The 22,504-nt window shown below is 46.8% G+C and carries 21 protein-coding genes; 8 read left to right on the top strand and 13 right to left on the bottom strand.

Features of this window, described 5'->3' with window-relative positions; all coding sequences use genetic code 11:
- Positions 1-80: 80 nt before the first annotated feature.
- A complete protein-coding gene (locus tag DI392_RS04315) occupies positions 81-797 on the bottom strand; it encodes a DUF3379 family protein (RefSeq protein WP_109318680.1) in 717 nt (238 codons plus the stop codon).
- Complete coding sequence (locus DI392_RS04310) at positions 790-1,293, bottom strand: sigma-70 family RNA polymerase sigma factor (protein ID WP_245883958.1); 504 nt, start codon at positions 1,291-1,293, stop codon at positions 790-792. Before DI392_RS04310 ends, DI392_RS04315 begins: the two co-directional genes overlap by 8 nt.
- A gap of 380 nt (positions 1,294-1,673) precedes the next feature.
- On the opposite strand from DI392_RS04310, the gene fadI reads away from it, so the two are divergent.
- Positions 1,674-2,987 (top strand): acetyl-CoA C-acyltransferase FadI, encoded by a 1,314-nt coding sequence (gene fadI / locus DI392_RS04305; RefSeq protein ID WP_109318678.1) that lies wholly within the window; start codon positions 1,674-1,676, stop codon positions 2,985-2,987.
- An 11-nt stretch (positions 2,988-2,998) separates the two neighbouring features.
- Complete coding sequence (gene fadJ, locus DI392_RS04300) at positions 2,999-5,107, top strand: fatty acid oxidation complex subunit alpha FadJ (RefSeq protein WP_109319020.1); 2,109 nt, start codon at positions 2,999-3,001, stop codon at positions 5,105-5,107.
- 127 nt (positions 5,108-5,234) lie between these two features.
- Here the strand turns inward: fadJ and DI392_RS04295 are convergent, their stop codons facing one another.
- Positions 5,235-5,468 carry a DUF2789 domain-containing protein gene (locus DI392_RS04295; RefSeq protein ID WP_109318677.1) on the bottom strand — a complete coding sequence of 78 codons (234 nt, stop codon included), beginning with the start codon at positions 5,466-5,468 and terminating at the stop codon, positions 5,235-5,237.
- A 209-nt stretch (positions 5,469-5,677) separates the two neighbouring features.
- Complete coding sequence (locus DI392_RS04290) at positions 5,678-6,676, bottom strand: hypothetical protein (protein ID WP_109318676.1); 999 nt, start codon at positions 6,674-6,676, stop codon at positions 5,678-5,680.
- A gap of 361 nt (positions 6,677-7,037) precedes the next feature.
- On the opposite strand from DI392_RS04290, the gene DI392_RS04285 reads away from it, so the two are divergent.
- Entirely contained in the window at positions 7,038-7,529 is a 492-nt protein-coding gene (locus DI392_RS04285) for a hypothetical protein (RefSeq protein ID WP_109318675.1), read from the top strand.
- A 96-nt stretch (positions 7,530-7,625) separates the two neighbouring features.
- On the opposite strand, the gene DI392_RS04280 is transcribed toward DI392_RS04285, so the two are convergent.
- The gene (locus DI392_RS04280) at positions 7,626-10,403 is read right to left on the bottom strand and encodes an insulinase family protein (RefSeq protein ID WP_109319019.1); all 2,778 of its coding nucleotides are present in this window, start codon (positions 10,401-10,403) and stop codon (positions 7,626-7,628) included.
- Positions 10,404-10,708: 305 nt separating this feature from the next.
- On the opposite strand from DI392_RS04280, the gene sixA reads away from it, so the two are divergent.
- Positions 10,709-11,179: a phosphohistidine phosphatase SixA gene (gene sixA / locus DI392_RS04275; RefSeq protein ID WP_109318674.1), complete on the top strand. Its 471-nt coding sequence runs from the start codon at positions 10,709-10,711 to the stop codon at positions 11,177-11,179.
- Between the two features lie 73 nt (positions 11,180-11,252).
- Here the strand turns inward: sixA and smrB are convergent, their stop codons facing one another.
- Complete coding sequence (gene smrB / locus DI392_RS04270; RefSeq protein ID WP_109318673.1) at positions 11,253-11,783, bottom strand: endonuclease SmrB; 531 nt, start codon at positions 11,781-11,783, stop codon at positions 11,253-11,255.
- 62 nt (positions 11,784-11,845) lie between these two features.
- On the opposite strand from smrB, the gene prmB reads away from it, so the two are divergent.
- The 3 genes from prmB (at position 11,846) to DI392_RS04255 (ending at position 14,286) form a co-directional block, all read left to right on the top strand.
- Positions 11,846-12,778: a 50S ribosomal protein L3 N(5)-glutamine methyltransferase gene (prmB, locus tag DI392_RS04265; protein ID WP_109318672.1), complete on the top strand. Its 933-nt coding sequence runs from the start codon at positions 11,846-11,848 to the stop codon at positions 12,776-12,778.
- 115 nt (positions 12,779-12,893) lie between these two features.
- Positions 12,894-13,979, top strand: a complete 1,086-nt coding sequence (gene aroC / locus DI392_RS04260; RefSeq protein ID WP_109318671.1) for a chorismate synthase — start codon at positions 12,894-12,896, stop codon at positions 13,977-13,979.
- A gap of 43 nt (positions 13,980-14,022) precedes the next feature.
- Entirely contained in the window at positions 14,023-14,286 is a 264-nt protein-coding gene (locus DI392_RS04255) for a YfcL family protein (protein ID WP_109318670.1), read from the top strand.
- Positions 14,287-14,385: 99 nt separating this feature from the next.
- Here DI392_RS04255 and DI392_RS04250 read toward each other — a convergent pair whose 3' ends face one another.
- The 4 genes from DI392_RS04250 to DI392_RS04235 form a co-directional block, all read right to left on the bottom strand.
- On the bottom strand, positions 14,386-15,633 hold the full coding sequence (locus tag DI392_RS04250) for a quaternary amine ABC transporter ATP-binding protein (RefSeq protein ID WP_109318669.1): 1,248 nt from the start codon (positions 15,631-15,633) through the stop codon (positions 14,386-14,388).
- Positions 15,626-16,522, bottom strand: a complete 897-nt coding sequence (locus tag DI392_RS04245) for an ABC transporter permease (protein ID WP_109318668.1) — start codon at positions 16,520-16,522, stop codon at positions 15,626-15,628. The genes DI392_RS04250 and DI392_RS04245 overlap by 8 nt, the downstream gene beginning before the upstream one ends.
- Positions 16,523-16,608: 86 nt before the next feature.
- Positions 16,609-17,592 carry an ABC transporter substrate-binding protein gene (locus tag DI392_RS04240; protein ID WP_109318667.1) on the bottom strand — a complete coding sequence of 328 codons (984 nt, stop codon included), beginning with the start codon at positions 17,590-17,592 and terminating at the stop codon, positions 16,609-16,611.
- Between the two features lie 453 nt (positions 17,593-18,045).
- Positions 18,046-18,528 carry a MarR family winged helix-turn-helix transcriptional regulator gene (locus tag DI392_RS04235; RefSeq protein ID WP_109318666.1) on the bottom strand — a complete coding sequence of 161 codons (483 nt, stop codon included), beginning with the start codon at positions 18,526-18,528 and terminating at the stop codon, positions 18,046-18,048.
- 403 nt (positions 18,529-18,931) lie between these two features.
- On the opposite strand from DI392_RS04235, the gene DI392_RS04230 reads away from it, so the two are divergent.
- Complete coding sequence (locus DI392_RS04230) at positions 18,932-20,509, top strand: BCCT family transporter (RefSeq protein WP_109318665.1); 1,578 nt, start codon at positions 18,932-18,934, stop codon at positions 20,507-20,509.
- A gap of 83 nt (positions 20,510-20,592) precedes the next feature.
- Here DI392_RS04230 and minE read toward each other — a convergent pair whose 3' ends face one another.
- Genes minE through minC form a run of 3 tightly spaced genes read right to left on the bottom strand, consistent with a single transcriptional unit; the run spans position 20,593 to position 22,362 of the window.
- Positions 20,593-20,856, bottom strand: coding sequence for a cell division topological specificity factor MinE (gene minE / locus DI392_RS04225; RefSeq protein ID WP_109318664.1), 264 nt, complete (start codon positions 20,854-20,856; stop codon positions 20,593-20,595).
- 1 nt (position 20,857) lies between these two features.
- The gene (minD, locus tag DI392_RS04220) at positions 20,858-21,670 is read right to left on the bottom strand and encodes a septum site-determining protein MinD (protein WP_109318663.1); all 813 of its coding nucleotides are present in this window, start codon (positions 21,668-21,670) and stop codon (positions 20,858-20,860) included.
- Positions 21,671-21,684: 14 nt separating this feature from the next.
- Positions 21,685-22,362 carry a septum site-determining protein MinC gene (gene minC / locus DI392_RS04215; RefSeq protein ID WP_109318662.1) on the bottom strand — a complete coding sequence of 226 codons (678 nt, stop codon included), beginning with the start codon at positions 22,360-22,362 and terminating at the stop codon, positions 21,685-21,687.
- Positions 22,363-22,504 lie beyond the last annotated feature (142 nt).

Below are 22,504 nucleotides of genomic sequence, written 5' to 3'. Positions count from 1 at the left end.
GCTCTAATGTGGTTTTAGCCGGAGTTTATGTATCTGAGCAACAGCCCTTAACCAGCCCGGCTAAGAGCTGCTGTTACGGTTTAGCTGGCTGGTCGCAGTATTGCGGAAAGCTGGCTGGATAACGTTTCCAGATCTTCGCCCGCTTCTCCCACCAGAATAAGACTACTGTCTTTAATCGGCACTACAATACCCGACAAGCCACTTTGATTAAAGTTTATCTGCTCCTCTGAATAGATATTTGTGATAAACAGAGTAACTTTCCCCTTATTTCCCTGGAAGACCATATGCAGCGCATTGGATTCACCAAAACCACAGTGATTCAGGTAATACACATGGTAAGGAAAGTTCTCAGTAAAGGTGTAGGTAAATGGCTGTAACTTAGCATTTATCTGCTGCGAGTTAACCTGTTCATCCAGTGGGTTGATAAAAGGCATTTCATCGACAACATGCTTAACGGCGGTATCTGCCAGGTTTGCATAAGCGGGGGACACCAGTAGCGGAGACCAGTTTATCTGTCCCACCAGTATACCAGCGGCAAATGCAACAGAAGCGGCCATTGCCAGTAAAGACCGGCTAAAGCGTTTTTTCTCTGGCCGGACTGTTTGATTGAATAGAATGCGTTCCGCTAGCCCATCCGGTACATCAATATTTAATGCCTTCTCAATTTCAGCATCGAGCTGAAGTATTTCTTCGGCATATTTATGATTGGCAACGCTACTATTCAGCGCTTTGTTTATCTCTTGGTCGCGCAGTTTAGGCTCAGACAAAATGCGACGACGGAATTTTAAATCATCCATTTTGCAGACCTCTCTTCTCACTGTTTTCCATTACTTCTTTAAGTTGGTTTCTGGCCCTGAATAAACGTGTCATGACTGTGTTCTTATTCAGATCCAGAATATCACTGATTTCATCGCCACTGAATCCGCCGATGACCTGAAGAACCAGAGGTTCCCTGTACTCAGTATCCAGTTTCATTATTTGCTGTTGCAGCCATTCCCGTTCATGATAAGTGTCGTCTGAACTATGTGCATCAGCAGCATGATCGTCTATATCTACCAGCTCCAGCTGCTTTCGCTCAAAGCGCCGGGCATTTTCCCTTCTCAGGATGGTTATCAGCCAGGATTTGACCGCTTTATCATCATGCAGACTATCCAGTGCTTTCCATGCCCTTAGACACGTTTCCTGTACCAGATCTTCTGCAACACTTTTATCTTTGCATAACCAGTATGCATAACGATAAAGGTCTTTATGATAAGCGCGTACCAGGGCTTCATATTTTCTTTGTCTGTCCATATCCAAGCTGACCGGACTATTGGACAGTTTCTTTCCTTTTTTTGGTGAAAAAAGGCGAATTAAAGGCACTCTAACCTCCGATGGGTGATTTTGTACGCTTCATATGAGAGCAAACTAAAGATAAATTGATCTACTTCAAAATATTATACTGTTATATAGTTATAGTACACATTGTCATCTAGTTAGCCCTTGTGGCTAATTTTGTTGAGCAAGATGACACTTCCTTTTGAAGGCTGACTTTACTTTCTCCTAATCAGGAAACTGATTATTTTCAATTGGCGTAAGTTAATTGTTTTATTAAATTTCCAACCACACAGTTACTTGTGTGGTTTTTTTTTGCCTATAGTTGTCTGTATGTACTTTCAAATTCGGAAGTGGATATGACAACAAGGCAGGAAGTAAAGACCCGTCATGGGGAACGTATCGCCATCGTCAGTGGGTTAAGGACGCCATTTGCAAGGCAGGGAACCGAATTTAAACAGGTTCCGGCTGTTGACCTGGGAAAGGTGGTGGTCAATGAGCTGTTAATCAAGCAAGAGCTGAATCCAAGTCTGGTAGAGCAGGTCGTGTTTGGTCAGGTTATTCAGATGCCGTCTGCTCCCAATATTGCCCGGGAAATTGTTCTGGGAACCGGTATGCCGGTGACCACCGATGCCTACAGTGTTACCCGGGCCTGTGCCACCAGCTTTCAGGCTGTGGCCTGTATTACTGAAAGTATTATGGCCGGGAATATCGATGTCGGTATTGCCGGTGGTGCCGATTCAACATCGGTCCTTCCTATTGGGGTGTCCCGCAAGCTGGCCTCAGTTCTTTTAGCGTTTAATAAGGCGAAAACGGCCAGCCAGCGCTTTCGTCTTCTTCATTCTCTTTCCCTGAAAGATTTAGCGCCTGTACCTCCACCTATTGCTGAGTACTCAACTGGGCTGTCCATGGGGCAGACCGGGGAACAGATGGCTAAATCGTATGCTATATCCAGAGAAGATCAGGATATGTTTGCTCACCGTTCTCATACACTGGCGGCAAAGGCATGGCATGATGGCAGCATTCAGGATGAGGTGATGACGGCATTTCCTGAACCCTACACCCAATGGATTGAGCAGGACAACAATATTCGTCATGATTCAGAATTGGAAAACTACGCTCGTTTGAGACCTGTTTTTGATCGGAAATTTGGCAGTGTAACGGCTGGCAACAGTACCCCTTTAACCGATGGTGCCGCCGCTATTCTGCTGATGCGCGAAGGCCGGGCCAAAGAGTTAGGCCTTGATGTGCTTGGTTATATACGTGGTTATGCGTTTACATCCAATCAGGTGCAGGAGGATATGCTGCTGGGTCCTTCGTATGCAACACCGGTTGTGCTGGACAGAGCGGGTCTTACACTGTCTGATCTTGATTTGATTGATATGCACGAGGCTTTCGCTTCTCAGGTTCTGGTTAATATCCGCCAGTTTGACAGCGATAGTTTCGCCCGTGAACAGCTGGGGCGGAGCCGGGCTCTGGGTGAGATAGATATGGATAAGTTTAATGTGCAGGGGGGCTCCCTGGCTTATGGGCATCCGTTTGCCGCGACGGGGGCAAGAATGATCACTCAGACGTTAAGAGAGCTTAAACGTCGGGGAGGCGGGCTGGCGCTGACAACGGCCTGTGCGGCCGGTGGTATTGGGGTAGCCATGGTACTGGAGGGTGAGTCATGACGGATAAATCACTGACACAGCAGAAGCCACTGACACTGAGTATTGATAACGATCATATTGCCTGGCTCACTATTGATGTTCCCGACGAGAGCATGAATGTACTCAAGATGGAAAGTATTCATCAGTTGGGGGAGATTCTGACCGAACTGGAGAACCGGCAGGATGAGATAAAAGGCCTGATTATTCATTCCGGAAAACCGGACAGTTTTATTGCCGGTGCCGATGTCCGCATGATAGATCGCTGCCGGACAAAATCGGAGGCTAAAGCCCTGGTGGATGCCGGGCATGAGGTATTTAACCGGCTGAGCTGGTTACCGGTCACTACAGCGGTGGCTATTCACGGTGTTTGTCTGGGCGGCGGGCTGGAACTGTCTCTGGCGTGTGACTATCGGATCTGTACCGATGCAGACACAACCCGGTTGGGGCTGCCCGAAGTTCAACTGGGCATTCTTCCCGGAGCAGGAGGGACGCAGCGTTTGCCCAGGCTGATTGGTTTGATTCCGGCTTTGGATATTATTTTGACCGGAAAACAGGTCAGGGCCCGTAAGGCAAAAAAATTGGGGCTGGTAGATGACGCCGTTCCGCTTAGCATCTTAATGGACACTGCGAAGCTCTATGCCCAAAAAAGCAAACCTAAGCGCCGGTTAACCATAAAAGAGTTTGCGCTGTCCCGTACGAGCGTGATGCGCAGACTGATTATCTCTCAGGCCGAGAAAAAGGCCCAACAGAAGGCCAGGCATAACTATCCGGCCATTGGTCACATTCTGGATGTCATTAATTACGGGCTGGCGAACGGGCTGAAAAGAGGGCTGGATTATGAAATCCACCATTTTGCCGAGCTGGCGGTCACACCGGAATCACAGGCACTGCGTTCTATTTTCTTCGCAACAACCGAAATGAAGAAAGAGACCGGTTCGGATGCGCTGCCAATTCCCGTGAATGGGGTTGGTGTGCTCGGTGGCGGTTTGATGGGGGCTGGCATAGCCTACGTCAGTGGTATTAAAGCCGGTGCGGCAGTCCGGATAAAAGATGTCTCTAATGATGGTATTCTGCATGCATTGCGATATAGCCATCAGTTACTGGAAAAGCAGTGTAAACGCCGTATTCTTACCCCGGCTCAAAGGCAGAAAAAAATGATGCAACTGTCCGGGGGAACCGATTTTACCGGTTTTCATCATGCCGACGTGGTGGTGGAGGCCGTGTTTGAAGATCTGGCGCTCAAACAGCAAATGGTCGCGGACATTGAAATGCACGCGAATGAAAAGACGATTTTTGCTACCAATACCTCTTCACTGCCTATCCACCAGATTGCCGAAAAAGCAGCAAGACCGGAGAATATTGTCGGGCTGCATTATTTCAGTCCGGTAGAGAAAATGCCACTGGCCGAGATTATTCCTCACGCGGGAACATCCGATCAAACCATTGCCACCGTGGTTGATTTCTCCCGTAAACAGGGGAAAACCCCCATTGTTGTCCGAGACAGTGCGGGGTTTTACGTGAACCGTATTCTGGTGCCATATATCTATGAAGCAATAAGAATCTTGCTGGATGGTGAGCCGATGGAGGTGATTGATAACGCACTGATGAATGCCGGATTTCCCGTAGGGCCGGTATCTCTTCTGGATGAGGTCGGGATGGATGTCGGGGCGAAGATTATGCCGGTACTGGTGGCTGAGCACGGTGAGCGTTTTAAAGGTCCGGATATTGTCAATACTATGCTGAAGAATGATCGTAAAGGCCGGAAAAACGGACGTGGATTTTATTCCTATAAAGGGAAGAAGAAAACACCGGATAAGTCAGTCTATCGTCTTCTTAATGTGACTCCGGAAGCGAGCATGAAGGAGCAGGATATCTCTCTGAGGTGTCTGTTCCCTATGCTGAATGAGGCTGTACGCTGTCTGGATGAGGGCGTTATCCGTAATGCCCGGGATGGAGATATCGGTGCGATTTTCGGTATTGGTTTTCCGCCTTTTACCGGCGGGCCATTCCGGTATATGGAGCAATATGGTTTGGTTAGGCTGGTGGAAAAAATGAATGAATTTGCCAATCTGTATGGTGACCGTTTTGCTCCTTGTGACGGGCTGGTTTCCCGCGCACAAGAGGAACGCGGGTTTTATTAGGGGGCGTATCTGGTTCAACGTTGCTCAGTAATGCGCCATAACTATTTCTAGTGGCGCAATGTTCTCTAGTGGCGCAGTGTTGCCCTGAAATATTTCAGCGGTGGTTAGGGCGTGTTACTCATTCAGGTCAGTCCCGCAACATAACGTCAAGCTGATCCACCAACTCTGCCCAATCGGCATCTTGCTCGATAGCCTGTTTCAAAAAATCTGATTGTGAAGCGGTCCAAAAGCTCGCTTCATGTATCGGAGCAGAATCTCGTTTATTTCGATGGTTTTTCACGAAGTCTTTAATTTCTTCCGGCGAATTTCCCAGACCAAGCTGTTCAAATAGTTCCGCCATTCTGTGTTGACACATTTCCATCATCTGCCTCCTAAATTGCGTCCACTTACCAAAAGTATATACGCTGTTCAGAAAAGTATTGGAACTAATCCTGATACTACAGGTTCCCTTACCCCAATTGAGTTAATGTTCGATTTTGATTGCGGGGTGTCCCCGTTATAAGCCAGCAGGAAGGTAGGGCGGTAACCCCCGCTGATCTTGGGCTGTTCCTTACCGGTGTTTCGTATTCGTTACGCTCCTTCCGCTGCGTTTCTGATCGCCCCCATAACAGTCTCTGCAATGGCAATGGTAGGCACTTCAATATTGCTCGCTTCGATATAGTTGCCATTCTGCGTTAACGTTAATGTAATGCCGTCTGAGTTGTAAACGACATCCATATTGCTTGTTTCTTTTTGTTTGCCTGCTAGTTCCTTGTAGAGCCGCCCTAACTCTTGCCCCTGGAACGCCAGTGCCGATTCCACAGCTACCGGGATGATGGTTGGAGATGTGATCAGGTTGATGTTATCTGCTTTTGAAAGCACTGCTTTTAACCCGTCGTATAACTCTGAGTTAGTTTCCATTTCTGCTATTGAATCAACATCCTGAGAATCACTTAACGGAGTCGGTTGTATTAGTAGCGCCGGGAAGTAGGCCGTTCGAAGCGTCATCTCAAGATCAGGATGCTCTGCAAAGTCCTGGCCGGAGAGCAGTACACTCATGTCTGGGTTACGCCCCAAGTGCTGTTTAATCAAGGTTTCAAACAATCGTATTCTTAACTCAGTGTCGGTAGCGGTGGCTAATGGGAGAGCAAAGGGTGAGATCATCAGGCTTTGGATGTTATTAAGAACACCTAGCTTATGCGGCAATGTCGCTAAGTCTGTCAATAAGGAGGTGAGATCTAAATTTGAATATGTCCCTTGATAGGAAACGGGTAGATAGAGCAGGTTGAAAGAATACTGTAACTCCGTTCCATGTTTATCTTGAGCTTCCAGCTTTGCCACGGTGCCTAGTTCTGTCAGCGTTTCCCAGCAGAGCTGTTCCGTAATGACATTCATATCATCCGCTATTACTGGGATTCGGGATGCTACCTGGTTGATACGTGCTTGTATCTGCTCTGTGAGTGCCGGTTGGTTGTTATCGAGCGATAGTACCAGTGCATCATTGATTTCTAACTCCAGCGCCTCACAGTCATTCAGGAACTCATTCACACTATGCGGTAGGTTATCGAAAATTCCGTTTGCCTCTGTCATTCCCGACCTCGTTTCGTTTGTTGTTTAGTCATTCTAATGAGTTTTCGGTCTTCGGAGTGTCGTCTAACACTGCTTTATCTACAAAAGATAGCAGGCAAGTTCTTTGATTGAGTCTCTGTACATCACAGACACGCGATAACGTAATTAGCCTTCTGTAACTAAGGAGGTAACCCCGGCTGACTTTGGGTAGTCCCTGGTTCGGACTTAGCACAGCTATAGTTAAGTTGTCAGAATGGACAGAAGTTGCATAAAAGGTAAAAACCGACAAAACTTTGTGTGGGATCACTTCGTGGCTCCATAAATAAAAGTGGTGTCGAAACAGGTAGAGATATGTCAGTTCATCATCATTAGAGGAAAGTAAATGACTTCCACAAAGCATAAAGTGACCATACTAACTATGATCCCTGTGGTCATACTGTTCTTTGTCCATTCAGTGGCATTCGCACAAACCAAGCAAGAACAGGTTCATCATTTGTCTCATCAGGTAATGCCTTTCGGTATGTCTAAAACTATTCACGTGTTCAAGATGACAGATTCAGGCGGCGTTCAGAAGGTTTTGGCGAGGAACCCAAAAGAAACCGACCAGATCTTACTCATTCGGCAACACTTAGGTCATGAAGCGGAAATGTTTAAACACGGAAATTATTCAGACCCAACAAAATTACATGGCGTTAACATGCCTGGAATTGCGGAACTTAGTGCTGACCCTTCAAAAGTTAAAGTGTCATACTCAGAACTTCCTGAAGGAGCACAGATCATCTTTGAAACGAAAGAGTTAAGTATGGTTACCGCAATACATAGGTGGTTCGGTGCTCAGCTTTCAGAGCATGGCGCTGATGCAAAAGCGGAGTGATGAATTCAGGCATATAGACAGACTTAAAGAGGTAGTAAGCTTCGCTACGGTATGCATTCCCACTGACACAGTGAGAATGCATGCTCGCCGGTCTTATTAGCCTAAATCCACATCTTTCGGCCAGAGCTGGAACTCGTCTACCGAGCCAATTTCATGGCCAACTCTTAATGGCGTGTCATCTTCATGGGCATTGCCTTTAGAGTGTAAGATCAGACGGTTAGCGGTTCTTGGCTTCAATATGCTAACCACAAAACGAATCATATCGGCTCTGGACAAGGCTTTAAGTTCTTGCAGGACTTCTTCGCGCATGCTGAATTCGTAATCTTTATTACCGATAGCGACCCAAAGCCGCTGTGCCCGGCTGCGAAGGTTAGTATCAGGGGCTGAGAGTTGGTGCCACAGCCCTTTTTTACTGCTGTGCCACTGGTATTCATTCAGTTCCAGCAGCACCATATAAAAGGCATTCAGAAATTCATCAATGGCCGACAGAAGATCGGCCGGGCCCGCTTTGGGCGACTGAACATACAGTACCAGCCCGGGGTGCCGGTTTAGCGGCATATTGCCGGTACCGACCATATAACCCAACTGTTGTTTGGTCCGGATTTCATGGAAGAAAGTGGCAGACATCAGATGGTTTGCCAGCGTGTACAGAGCGGTATCACGAGGCGAAATATTCTGAGACTGATAATAAAGTACAATAGCAGAGTCATCCTGACTGCAGAATATTTCATGCTGGAAGGTGCCGCTTTCTCCCAACATGATCAACGGGCGCAGTGATTCCTCATACTGCTGGTTTTTTACCCTCACAGCATCTTTCAGCGTTTGTCCTACTTCATGGGCTTGCTCGCGTGTCCAGTCCCCATAGACAAACATCTCAACATGTAATTCAGCCAGCAAAGACTCCACGAAAAGGGACAACTCATCCAGTTCAATGGTTTCCAGTGCTTCCAGCAATGTCGGGTAAGGGGGGTTGTTAGGCTGTAAAATCCCGGTCATGGTATTAAACAGTTGCGAAATAGGACGGTCTTTTGCCGAATTTCGCCAATTTCTCAACATCTGCTGTTTGATGATATCAAACCGCTGTTCGCCGAATTCTCTAGCGGCAAAACGCTTCAGAATCATTTTAAGCAGCTCGGCCTGCTTCTGGCTGAACCCTGAAATACTTAAGGTTATGCCCCCCTGATGGGCATAGATGTTGTACCCCATACCGGCGATTTCTGCCGGGTAGGTGCGTTTTGCCAGTGAATCTAAAAACATTTCCACGCAAAGGCGCATTTTTACGATATTTCTCGGGGTGGAGACGGCATGAGGGCTGTCAATAGCGACATAAACCACGCCTTTTGGAATATGAAACTCTTTCTCCTGCAGATGCCATAGACGGAATCCGGGCAGCTCTTCAAGGAGCTCTGGTTTATCTGATTTTCCTTCCAGAGGCTGCGGATCCAGGTCGTAGCAGATAAACGGGTTTTTTTCCGGAAGTGCCAGTTCAGGCTCGTGATCAAGTTCGGTCCACAAGAGGTGCTGCTGCGGTGTAATAGGGGTGACTGAATATGGTGTGTGGTACCACTTGGCTTTACGGTCATAGGTTAGACCTTTTGCAACCAGAGTGATGCGGCTGTTTTCTGGTATAAAGCGGTCAATAATGGAACGAAGCAAAGGCTCATCGTAGCCAGACATTTTATAATCGCCGTAGATCACATCTTCTTCAGAATAATGCTGCAGATTGATCACCATGTGGCTGACCAGATCCAGTGCGCGGCCTTTTTCCTGAAAACGAAATGCAGATTCCAGAACCGCTTTCTTTTCCTTATAGCGCCATTCGTTCATTCCGTGCTGGCGGATAAGCGCAATATACTGAAATACCGTACGAATGATTTTATCGCTCACCTCCAAACCATCCTCGGTAAGGCCGACGCTAACGGTAAATTCCCGGAAATTGCTGCCGTTAATTCCTCCACCAGCGGCAAGCGAAGTAATCCAGCCTCTCTGCTTCAGGTAGAGCATCAGGCTGCCTTCGCCTTCATAGCCCAGCAAATGAGCAAAATAAGACAGGGGCTTGATGCTATAGAACTGTTCCATATCGGGTAAATCGAATGCCAGGATCAGTTTGCGGGAGTCTTTGACCGGTTCTACCTGAATGAGGATGCCGGATTCGTCTAAAGTACACAGCGGCACCGTAATCGATTTCCCCTTCAGGTTCTGGTTGACGATCTGACCAAACTTCTCTTTGACCAGAGCTTCCTGAGTATCCAAATCCTGAGCATCAAGCAGAGTAAGCGTCATTAAATCCGAGGAATAATTCTGTCGGTAAAACTCCAGAACCTCATCACGAATAGACTGATCGTTTCTGTCTTCTAATGTCTTCAGGTTACCGACGGAAAATTTAGAAAACGGATGCTCCTGATTGATGACTTCTTTGTGCACCTGATACAGGCGTCGCATATCATCCTGTAATTTTAGACGGTATTCCGAATCGACAGCCTGGCGTTCTTTGTCCAATGCCTCTTCGTTAAACAGGGGGGCAACAAAGAACTGGCTGAAGCGATCCAGCCCATCTTCAAAGTGTTTTGGGGAGATGTCAAAGAAGAAACAGGTGTGCTCTGTACCGGTCCAGGCGTTATTGTGGCCACCATGTTGACTGACAAAACTTTGAAATTCGCCAATTTTAGGGTATTTTTCCGTGCCAAGAAAAAGCATGTGCTCAAGATAGTGCGCCAGACCTTCGCGGTTTTCCGGATCGTCAAAGTGTCCGACATTGACGGCCAGAGCGGCTGCGGATTTTTGCGCAGAAGGATCCTGAATTAAGAGCACACGTAACCCATTGTTTAATTTGACATAGCGATATAGGTTTGTGTCATTTGGACTTAGGTGCACAGAGATTCTCCAGGTCAGAGCGTATAAAAAGTATGATGCTGCTAACATCATTTGGTGTAAATCTTGCGTAAAACAGACTTAGGCATTTGAATGATAGAGATGACCAATCTATCAGAAGAGCCTTTAAAAACAGGCAGATTGCTTATAACTGCGACTGCCCATGGTAACAAAAAAGCTAATTGATGTACTTAATTATATGAGAATTAGCGACATAGATTTAGCCTGTTTGGTATAAGTATAGTAGCGTTTACTTACTTTAGAGTTTCAGGTTGTACAACAAAGAGATAAGTAACGAAGGATTCAGAATGAAAGTATTCATTATGCGCCACGGTGAAGCCGGACACTTTGCTTCAAGCGATGCGGAGCGAGAACTGACACCACGAGGACGTTCAGAGTCTATGGCCGTGGCTCATGCTTGTGTCGAACAGGGATTCAGCGAGTTTGATGCCGTATTGGTCAGCCCTTATGTGAGGGCGCAGCAAACCTGGGAAGCGATTTCAGAAGAGTTTAGTGTCATAGATGGTGGCCTGGAAACGTGTGATGATATTACTCCGTACGGAACAGCAGAAGATGTATTTGAGTATGTCATTGCGCTCATTGATTCCCGACAGCTTGAATCGGTTCTTCTGGTATCTCACCTTCCTCTGGTGGGGTATCTTACCTCTCAGTTTGTTGCCGATATGATGCCACCGATGTTTCCGACGTCCGGACTGGCCTGCGTAGAGTTCGAACCGGAAACTCGTCAGGGTGAACTGATCTGGCACATGCACCCATAGGGTGCGTAAAGAGGGGCAGGGATGACGGGTATTCTTTTCTCACGTTTACCCATTAACCTTTACCCGCTGATCTTTATTTTTCAGGTACCGACAGCAATACCAATATGGCTCCATTTCCGCCGAACTCCAGTGGAGCCTGATGGTATGCCATTACCGCAGGATGCTGTGCCAGCCAAATCGGAACCTTTTGTTTCAGGATATGCTTGCCGATACCGTGCATAACGCAGGCACAGTGAACCCCTTCTTTGATACAGTAAGCTATCATGGCACCGAGCTCGGCTTTGGCTTCCTGTTGAGTCATCCCATGCATATCCAGAAACACATCCGGCACATAAACGCCGCGGCGTAGCCGTTTTACTTCATATTTAGAGACATCGCTTCTGGCATAACGCACCGGCCCGTCTTCTTCCAGGTGAGGAACAAACTCATCCGAAAAGAAAAATTCATTGTCCTTGGCTTCACGGAATGTGCGTCTGATATCTTTTTGTCTGCTCTCTCTGTTTGGCTTCTGGATTATGGTATCCTGTGGCAACTTTTTTACGCCCTTTACCGCATCCCGAAACAGAGAAAAGTCGTCATCAGTATGATTGTCTTTATCGTTCATTGATATTAATAAAAAGTGGATTTCGGTTAATCGGTGTATTGTAGCGCTTTTTGGAGGCAAATTTGGATAAGATTTTTGTAGATGAAGTGGTAGCAGAGCTGAGAACCCTTCAGGATATGGTTCGCTGGACAGTCAGTCGTTTTAATGCTGCCGGTCTGTTTTATGGTCATGGAACAGATAACGCGTGGGATGAAGCGATACAGTTAATCCTGCCAAGCCTTTATTTGCCTATTGATGTACCGCCCCATGTGCTGAATTCCCGGCTGATAGCCAGCGAGCGTCAGCGTATCGCTGAGCGGGTCGTAAAACGTATTAATGATCGTATCCCGACGGCCTATCTGACCAATAAAGCCTGGTTCTGCGGGCTGGAATTTTACGTTGATGAAAGGGTGTTGGTGCCACGTTCTCCAATTGGTGAGCTAATCGAAGCTCAGTTCCAGCCCTGGCTGACTCAGGAACCTCAGCGCATCATGGACTTGTGTACCGGCAGTGGCTGTATCGCGATAGCCTGTGCTCATGCTTTCCCGGAAGCGGAAGTGGATGCGGTGGATATCTCGGAAGAGGCACTGGAAGTCGCAGAACAGAATATCCAGGATCACGGTATGGAACAGCAGGTATTCCCTATCCGTTCCAACCTGTTTATGGATCTTCCCAAAGATCAGTATGACCTGATTGTCTCAAACCCTCCTTATGTGGATGAAGAAGACATGGGTAGCTTGCCGGATGAATTTACTCATGAGCCAGAGCTTGGTTTGGCTGCCGGTTCCGATGGCCTGAAACTGGTGCGCCGGATTCTGGCAAATGCCCCGGATTACCTGACTGACAACGGTATTCTTATTTGTGAAGTGGGTAATTCGATGGTGCATATGATGGATCAGTATCCACAGATACCATTCACATGGATCGAATTTGAAAACGGTGGCCACGGCGTGTTTATGCTGACGAAAGAGCAGCTGTTGGAACACGCGGATGAATTCTCCTTGTATAAGGATTAAGTCCCGGGAAATTCCCCCTTCTTAGGGCTTTACAAGTGTTCGTTATAAAGAGACTATGAGCGCACGAAAAATTACAGAAAAATGACTCTTAGAATAGAGTGACACTGAGGACAAAATGGCAGGAAATAGTATAGGTCAACACTTTCGGGTGACAACGTTTGGTGAAAGTCACGGTCTCGCACTGGGCTGCATCGTAGACGGTTGTCCTCCGGGTCTTGAAATTACTGAAGCTGATTTGCAAAAGGATTTGGATCGTCGTCGCCCGGGAACGTCCCGTTATACCACGGCGCGCCGGGAACCGGATGAAGTCAAAATTCTTTCTGGTGTATTTGAAGGTAAGACGACGGGTACGTCTATTGGTCTGTTGATTGAGAACACGGATCAGCGCTCCAAAGATTACTCGGAGATTAAAGATAAGTTCCGTCCGGGTCACGCGGATTACACTTACCATCAGAAGTATGGTAACCGCGATTATCGCGGAGGTGGACGTTCATCGGCACGTGAAACGGCTATGCGTGTTGCCGCTGGTGGTATCGCTAAGCAATACCTGAAACAAGAATTTGGTGTCGAAATTCGTGCCTATCTGTCTCAGATGGGGGATATCTCTATCGGTAAGGTGGACTGGGCTGAGATTGAAAATAATGCCTTTTTCTGTCCGGACGTGGATAAGGTAGAGGCATTTGATCAGCTTATCCGCGATCTGAAAAAAGAAGGCGATTCTATCGGTGCGAAGTTGCAAGTGGTTGCGACCAATGTGCCGGTTGGCCTTGGCGAACCTGTGTTTGACCGTCTGGATGCCGATATTGCACATGCACTGATGGGAATTAACGCAGTAAAAGGTGTGGAAATCGGTGACGGTTTTGATGTCGTAAGCCAGAAAGGCAGCCGGCATCGTGATCCGCTGACCCCGCAAGGGTTTACCAGTAACCATGCCGGTGGCATCTTGGGCGGTATCTCTTCCGGACAGGATATTGTGGCGAATATTGCTCTTAAGCCAACGTCCAGTATCACGGTTCCGGGAGAAACGATTACTAAGACCGGCGAGCCAACACAGCTGATCACAAAAGGGCGTCATGACCCATGTGTGGGTATCCGCGCAGTACCGATTGCAGAAGCAATGCTGGCGATTGTGTTGATGGACCATCTGCTGCGTCACCGTGGTCAGAATCAGGGTGTTCATACAGAAACCCCGGTTATTTAGTGAACAAAACCGCTTAATAAAAATAGTTTAATCAGAGAACAGTATGATTGTAGAGTTTGAAGAACAGCTTCTGGAAAAAATTGATAGCAGGGTAGAGAAGGCATCGGATGATGAACTTTTCGCCGGTGGATACCTTCGCGGACATATCTCGTTGTCTGCTGCCGCGTGTGAAGCAGAAGGCATTGATGATATAAACGAGCTGAAAAAGCGTATTGATCAGAGCCTGGATGAAACCCGGAATGAGCTTTCTCCGGCCGATCAGCAGGTGGTATCTGATCTCTGGAAGGATTTACAACAAAATCTGTAACCGTTCTGTTTAGCTGAGACGAATAAAAAGGTCGCTGGGTGATAATCACTAGCGACCTTTTTTAGTTAACTAGAAGGACTTATAGCTGTCTTTCTTTTCTTATTTTTTGTCAGAGTCTGACTCTTTGTCTGAGTCGTCATCAGACTTTTCTTCTTCTGTCTCCTCTTCTTTATCAGAGAAGATATCAGCGACCGCTTCTCGCTCCAGAGAACCTTTCAGGTTACCGTCTTCATCGACAACCGGAAGAGAGTAGTCTGACGCGATACTTTCTGTCAGTACTTCTTCAATCGCGGAGTCCGGAGAAATAACTGGCACGTCTTCATACAGATGGTCACCAATCTCTTGTGAGCTGTTTCCATTGACCGCTTCTTCGAGGCTATCCTGAGTAATGACACCCTGATACCCTTCATCCGTAATATGGTAACCGTAGTCATGTGCTGATTTTTTCATTTGTGCCAGAGCATCATTGATGGTTTCCGCCGTAATACGCATCGCCGGTGGCTGCATTACCGTTTCAACGTTCAGAGCCCGTGCCCGGTTTACGTCTTTAACAAAGGCTTCCACGTAGTCATCTGCCGGGTTAAGCAGAATATCATCAGGTGTGCCCTGCTGAACCAGAACACCGTCTTTCAGAATGGCAATCCGGTCACCCAGACGCAGTGCTTCGTCCAGATCGTGGGTGATAAAGATGATCGTCTTGTGCAGTTTCTCTTGCAGTTCTGCCAGTTGATCCTGCATTTCACTGCGGATAAGCGGATCAAGTGCCGAAAATGCTTCATCCATCAGCAGGATTTCGGCGTCAGTACAGAGTGCGCGAGCCAGCCCCACACGCTGCTGCTGACCACCGGAAAGTTGGGAAGGGTACTGATCTTCGTAACCTTTCAGCCCAACAGTGTCCAGCCATTCAGTTGCTTTTTCCAGGCGCGTGTTTTTGTCGACATTCTGAATTTCCAGCCCGTAAGCGACATTATCAATAACCTTTCGGTGTGGCAGTAACCCAAAGCGCTGAAAGACCATCGACATTTTATGGCGGCGGAATTCCTGCAGCTCTTTCGGGCTTAGCTTCATAACGTCAGTGCCCTCAACCAGTATCTGTCCCTCTGTCGGGTCGATAAGGCGGTTGAAGTGGCGGATCAACGTAGATTTGCCTGAGCCGGACAGGCCCATAATGACGAAAATCTCACCTCTGTTAATGTGCAGATTGATGTCTTTCAGGCCGACGGTATGCCCGGTTTGATCCAGGATTTCATTTTTGCTCAAACCTTCTTTAACTTTAGGCATCACTTTTTCCGGAGTATTGCCAAAGACTTTATACAGCCCTGAAACTTCAATAAGTGGCTTAGTCATGTTTCTGGTCTCCTAAGTGTGCCTGGATCCGTTTTCCGTAGGCCTGTGAGGCACGGTCGATAATAATAGCCAGCGCAACAATAGCCAGGCCATTAAGCAGACCCAGAGTGAAATACTGATTGCTGATCGCCTTCAGAACAGGTTGACCAAGCCCTTTAACACCGATCATCGAGGCGATAACCACCATAGACAGCGCCATCATAATGGTTTGGTTGATACCGGCCATAATGGTTGGGGTGGCTAAAGGCAGCTGAACTCCGACCAGGCGTTGCCACTTGCTGGCACCAAATGCCGTAGCCGCTTCCATCACCTCTTTGTCCACCAGACGGATCCCAAGGTTGGTCAGGCGGATGACGGGAGGGATAGCATAGATCACTACAGCAATCAGACCGGGTATTTTACCGATGCCCAGCAGCATAACGACGGGTATCAGGTAAACAAAAGCGGGCATGGTTTGCATGATATCCAGCAGTGGGGTAATGATTGCCTGAGTTCTGTTCGAGCGAGCCATGGCTATGCCTATCGGTATTCCGACAACGATCGCGATAAAGGTACAGACTGTGATGATACTGAGAGTCCGCATGGTATCTTCCCACATGCCAAAGTAGCCGATCACCAGTAGAGAAACCACGCACGCAGCGGCCATTTTTACAGAGCGGCTGGCGACATAAACAAGGCCGGTCAGGATAATGAGAATGATCCACCAAGGGGTATCCAGTAACAGCTTTTCAAACCAGATAAGAAAGGACTGGAGAGGATCGAAAAACGATTCAATCACGTTGCCATATTCTCGGGAAAAGCTTTTATAGGCACCGTCCAGAGTTTTGCGAATCATTCGTAAACCAGAACGATCCATTTCGGGAAAGCTGCTTAACCAACTATCAGCCATTTTTAATTCCTCGGGTAAGAAAGAGTAACCCGTAGCGGGCTACTCTTTTTAAAGATATTGATGAGAGAAGGGGGAGAAACGAGGCCTTACAGCTCTGCTTCTACTTTTTCTGCTACCGATGCCGGTACCCATGCTTTCCATACTTCAGGATAGGTTTCCAGGAAGTAGAACATCGCATCTTCGGAGTTCGCCTGTTCGTCTTCCATCCACGCCAGAAGCTGGTTCATATCGGCATTGGTGAAACCACGCTTATTCAGATAGCCCAGCATATCTGAGCCTTTGTTGGCAAACTCTTTGGTTACCACGGTATATACTGGGGATGGTGGATAGGCGTTTACTTTTGGGTCAGGGCAGCCGTCAACGCTGGTACAGCGTAAGTATTCTTCTTTGTCTGCTTTAACACCGAAATCTACTTTAACCATGTTGTACTTGCCAAGAATCGCCGTTGGGGCCCAGTAGTACCCGAACCAGCCTTCACCTCGTTCATAGGCTTTTGCCAGAGAACCGGAAAGTCCTGCTGCTGAACCAGGATCAACAAGCTTAAAACCTGCCTCATCCAGTTTCAGAGCATTGAATAGGTTACCGGCAGAAATTTGACAGCCCCAGCCGGCAGGACAGTTATAGAATCCACCTGCTTCAGGATCTTCTGGGTGTTCAAACAGTTCCGGATGTTGTTTCACACCCTCGATGGTTTTTAGCTCAGGGTATTTATCAACCAGATAAGCCGGAAGCCAGAAGCCTTCTTCACCCCCATCAACCAGAGAATGACCGACATAGTCAATACGTCCTTCATCGACGCCTTTTTTCACTGCTTCCTGGACAGCGTTTGTCCAAAGCTCTGGCGCAATATCCGGTTGACCTTTTTCGATCATCGATGTGGCCGTTGCCATGGTGTCGCCCGGAACAAGCTCAGCATCACAACCATACCCTGCTTCAAGAATGAAACGGTCAATATTGGCGATAAGGCTGGCAGAGTTCCAGTTCATATCGGCGATAGTGACAGTTCCACATTCACTGGCCTGAGCACCAAAGCCCGCAACCATCAAAAGTGAAGCTAATTTAAGTTTCATAAAGGTCCTTCCTTTAGGTTCTTTTTGTGTTATCACGCACAATAGATTAACTAATTATTTTTTAGAGTACAAATAATTAGAACTGTTAGTAATATTTCCTGTGATTAAAAAGAAGATAAGAACGGGGGGCTGAGATAGGGGTATTAATATGATTATCAATGATAATTTCATTATTAATCTATTGAATATTATATGTTTTTATGTAATTCCATGATCTGGAGATATGAATTGGCTCTATTGGATTGTATCAAAAGGTGAATCGTTGGTTGAAACACTGGGTAGTCAGTAAGAAAATTTTGTTTTTAGGTCTAATGAATTGGCTTGTTGGGCTGACATTGAACTTTCCAGGAGGAAATATCGACGAAGATGAACTATTTTAGTCAGGCATAAAATATCCCTTCCCTTGAAAAGGAAAGGGAGCTGAAAGTTAACTAGCAAGATAAAGTGAGTAAACTAGTGTTTTCCGGGATCTGCGATATTCCCCAGTTCAAGAACAGGCGCTACATCATACGATTCCGCATTCATCATGCTGGCGATTCTTTGCACAGAAGACAGTAACAGGCTTTGCTCCCACTCTTCCAGGTTCTGGAATTTGTTAATGAAGTTTTCTTGTAGCGGTAAAGGCGCTGTACGAAGCAAGTCTGCTCCCTGCTCTGTTAGATGAGCATGGACTTTACGCTTGTCTGTTTGGCTTCTGACCCTTTCAACGTGTCCGTTGCGCTCCAGTCTGTCCAGAATAGTGGTTGCAGTGGCAGGACTCATATTGGTGTGCTTAGAAAGCTCTTTAATTGTCACTTGTCCAAGCTCTCGAATTGAGCGCATCAAAAGCAGTTGCGGTCCCGTCAACCCTGACTCTTTACTTAGTTTTTTAGAGTGTAAATCAATAGCCCTTATTATCTGTCTGAGTGATATTAAGACTTCTTCATGTTTTTCCAATTAATGACTCCGTTTATTGGTTGAGGGGATTGAATACAAATTGACGTGACGGTAACTGACTTTTCTTTCATTTAAAAGAGGGAAATCCACAAAATTTAGATAATTTATCTGCAGAGGTGGAGTTATGCGTTCGAACTGGTTGGTTTCGCGAGATATATTGGGTTGAAATTATTTGATGACAAAGTAGCTGTGATTTGTTGTTTGCTTCTTTGTTGACTAGAATATATTCGCTTGCAAATGTTTTTACTGTGTTTTTGAGTGAAGTTTGAGCTTCGGGTTGAGCTTTTGATTGCGGCTGGTAGTATAAAAAAACGAGCACTTTATAAAAATGCCACGAGTACAAATGACTTGTGCAATTAAATAAAGTGAATTGTATTTGTGGTAAAGAACCATGAGAGGAAAAATGACTAAAGGTGTCGATAAATACAGTATAGACAGTACGGACTATACTGTCGGACAAGATAATATTCAGAAGTGGGGCTTTGATGTTCACAACCCGGTGTTTGGGATCAGTGCAGGGTTAATTCTGCTTTTCCTTGTTGCTACTCTGGTGAGTGATGCTGATTCAGCAAAGTCTGTTCTGGACGGAATTAAGTGGCAGATTATAGGTTCATTTGACTGGCTGTTTATCTGGTCAGGTAATATTTTTGTTCTTTTCTGCCTGATATTAGTGGTCTCGCCATTTGGTAAGATTCGCCTGGGGGGGGAAAGTGCAGTTGCTGATCATTCCTATGTATCTTGGCTGGCAATGCTATTTGCCGCTGGTATGGGAATCGGATTAATGTTCTGGAGCGTGGCAGAGCCCGTTGCCTATTATACTGGCTGGTATGAAACGCCTCTTGGTGTGGAAGCGAATACGCCCGAAGCTGCTAAGCTGGCTCTGGGGGCGACCATGTTCCATTGGGGGCTTCATCCATGGGCTATTTATGGCGTTGTAGCTCTGTCTCTGGCCTTCTTCGCTTACAATAAAGGATTACCACTATCTATCCGTTCCATTTTTTATCCTTTACTTGGTGACCGTGCCTGGGGATGGGCGGGGCATGTTGTTGATATTTTGGCGGTAGTTGCTACTCTGTTCGGCCTGGCCACATCACTTGGTCTTGGTGCTCAACAGGCGGCCAGTGGTATCCATCATGTATTTGGTATTGATGCGGGTATCGGTTTACAGATTATCGTTATTATTGGTGTGACGGCTCTGGCAACGTTATCGGTAGTACGTGGTATCGAAGGTGGTGTAAAACTGCTGAGTAACATCAACATGATTGTGGCTTTCTTGCTGCTTATTCTGGTTGCTCTGATCTGTTATGCCGTTGCTCTGGGGTCTATTCCTACAACGCTAATGGCGTATATTGAAAATATCATTCCTCTGAGTAACCCGCATGGCCGTACTGACGAAGCCTGGTTCCAGGGCTGGACGGTATTCTACTGGGCGTGGTGGATTTCATGGTCACCATTTGTAGGTATGTTCATCGCTCGTGTCTCTAAAGGCCGTACTGTACGTGAATTCATTACGGCGGTACTACTGGTACCAACAGCGGTAACTATCATCTGGATGTCTGTGTTCGGTGGTGTTGCTCTGGATCAGGTCATTAATGGTGTTGGTGAGCTTGGCCTGAACGGCCTGACTGATGTGCCGCTGGCGATGTTCCAGGCATTTGATGTCTTACCGTTTGGAACCGTGCTATCCATTGTTGCTGTTATTCTGGTTCTGGTGTTCTTTATTACATCATCGGACTCCGGTTCTCTGGTTATCGATAGTATCACCGCGGGTGGTAAAATTGATGCACCGGTACCTCAGCGAGTATTCTGGGCAGTAATGGAAGGCTCTATCGCAGCAGCTCTGCTCTGGATTGGTGGTACTGAAGCCATTCAGGCCTTGCAGGCCGGGGCGATTTCAACGGCTCTGCCGTTCACCGTGATCCTGCTGCTGATGTGTGTCAGCCTGATTAAGGGTATGAGTACAGAACGCTTTACCCGGTAATTTCTGATAGTAGCAGAATAGAAAAACCCCACTCAATTGAGTGGGGTTTTTATTTGTATACCAGTTATATGGTATGAATCCGTTTACTTCTCTTCGTCTGGCAGCTTTACATTTAGCTCCAGCACGGACAGGTCGTCATCGGTTTGCTCCAGAGCAACATTCACCATTGACGGATCAACTTCTACATATTTGGCCAGAACCTGAAGAATGTCTTCTTTCAGTTGAGGAAGATACGAAGGCGAGCTGGAAGACTGGCTTCGTCTTTCTGCAACAATGATCTGCAGGCGCTCTTTTGCCATTGAGGCCGATGCTTTTTTCTGAGGACGGAAAAATTCAAGTAATGACACATTATCCTCCGAATAGTCGTTTAAACAGGCCTTTTTTCTCTTCTGTCAGGAAGCGAAAATCAGCTTCTTCTCCTAAAAGACGCTCTACGGTATCGTCATAGGCTTGTCCGGCGTCAGAGTTATCATCAAAAATCACCGGGACACCTTTGTTTGAAGCATTCAGTACCGCCTGACTTTCAGGAATGACGCCCAGTAGTTTGATATGCAGAATTTCTTCAACGTCTTCCACACTTAGCATCTCACCCAGGTTTACCCGGCCAGGGTTATACCTTGTCAGCAGAAGGTGCTGTTTTACCGGTTCCAGGCCCAGTTCTGCCCGGCGTGATTTTGAGTCCAGAATGCCCAGTATGCGATCCGAATCCCTTACAGAGGACACTTCCGGGTTAGTGGTTACAATCGCTTCGTCCGCGAAGTACAGAGCCATCAGTGCGCCCAGCTCAATACCCGCCGGAGAGTCACAGATAACGAACTCAAATCCCATTTCGTCAAGCTCTTCCAGTACGCGCTGTACACCGTCTTTGGTCAGTGCGTCCTTATCCCGGGTTTGAGAAGCTGGAAGGATAAACAAGTTATCAGTACGTTTATCCTTAATTAAGGCCTGATTCAGTGTCGCCTCACCATTGATGACATTGACAAAGTCATATACAACGCGGCGTTCACAGCCCATGATAAGATCGAGGTTACGCAGTCCGATATCAAAGTCGATAACTGCGGTTTTTTTACCTTTTAGTGCAAGTCCTGAAGCAATAGCGGCACTGGATGTTGTCTTACCAACACCGCCTTTTCCTGACGTGACCACAATAATGCGTGCCATCTTTTTTATCCTTCTTATATGTTTAAAGCCTGGAAAGAAAGGACATCGTTTTGCTCTTCATCAGACGCCAAAGAGAGCATTACTTTCTTCTGCCAGAATTCATCTTTAATTTGATCACTGAGCCAGTAATTTCCCGCAATAGACACCAGCTCAGCCTGTAAATCATTGCAAATAATTTTTGCCGCTTTTTGTCCGCTCGCTCCCGCTATTGCCCGGCCTCTCAGGGTACCATGGATATGAATGCTGCCATCGGCAATCACCTCGGCTCCGGCACTGATGTGGTTAAGTATCACCAGATCGCCATTCTTGGCGTAAATTTGTTGCCCGGAGCGAACGGGAGTATGAATCACTTTAACCGGCTCCATGTCTGCGGGAGCCTGAGAGGGTGATTTGGCCGCTGACATAATGGCAAGCCCGGCTTCTTTTGCAAGGTTTTGTGTGCGTTTATCTTTACTGCCTGTGACGCCTACCGGAATCATCCCGATATTAAGGATACCTTGTTTCAGCTTTGTGAAATCAATGTCTCCCTCAACTTTTGTAATATTCAGTACGACAGGTGCTGACGTAAAAAAAGAAGGAGCCTTGGCCACTTTCTCATCAAGGTAGGCTAAGGTTTCTGATATATCGTTATTAAACAGGTGCAGCACAGATAAGGTAAAACTGCTACCTTTTAGATCTGGTGATTGACTCATGGTGGCCGTATCCCGATAGTCCAAACAGAGCAAATGGAATCCGTTACTCTGTAAAATGAATCGCTATAAAAAACGCTGGCGATCATGTTATCTCTCAGGATCTGACACAGCAAGTCATCTTATTGCAAAAAATAGGCTTTTA

Origin of the sequence: Vibrio albus (assembly GCF_003144035.1) — a bacterium.
Taxonomy (GTDB): Bacteria; Pseudomonadota; Gammaproteobacteria; order Enterobacterales; family Vibrionaceae; genus Vibrio; species Vibrio albus.
This window is presented reverse-complemented; position numbering and strand designations above follow the sequence as displayed.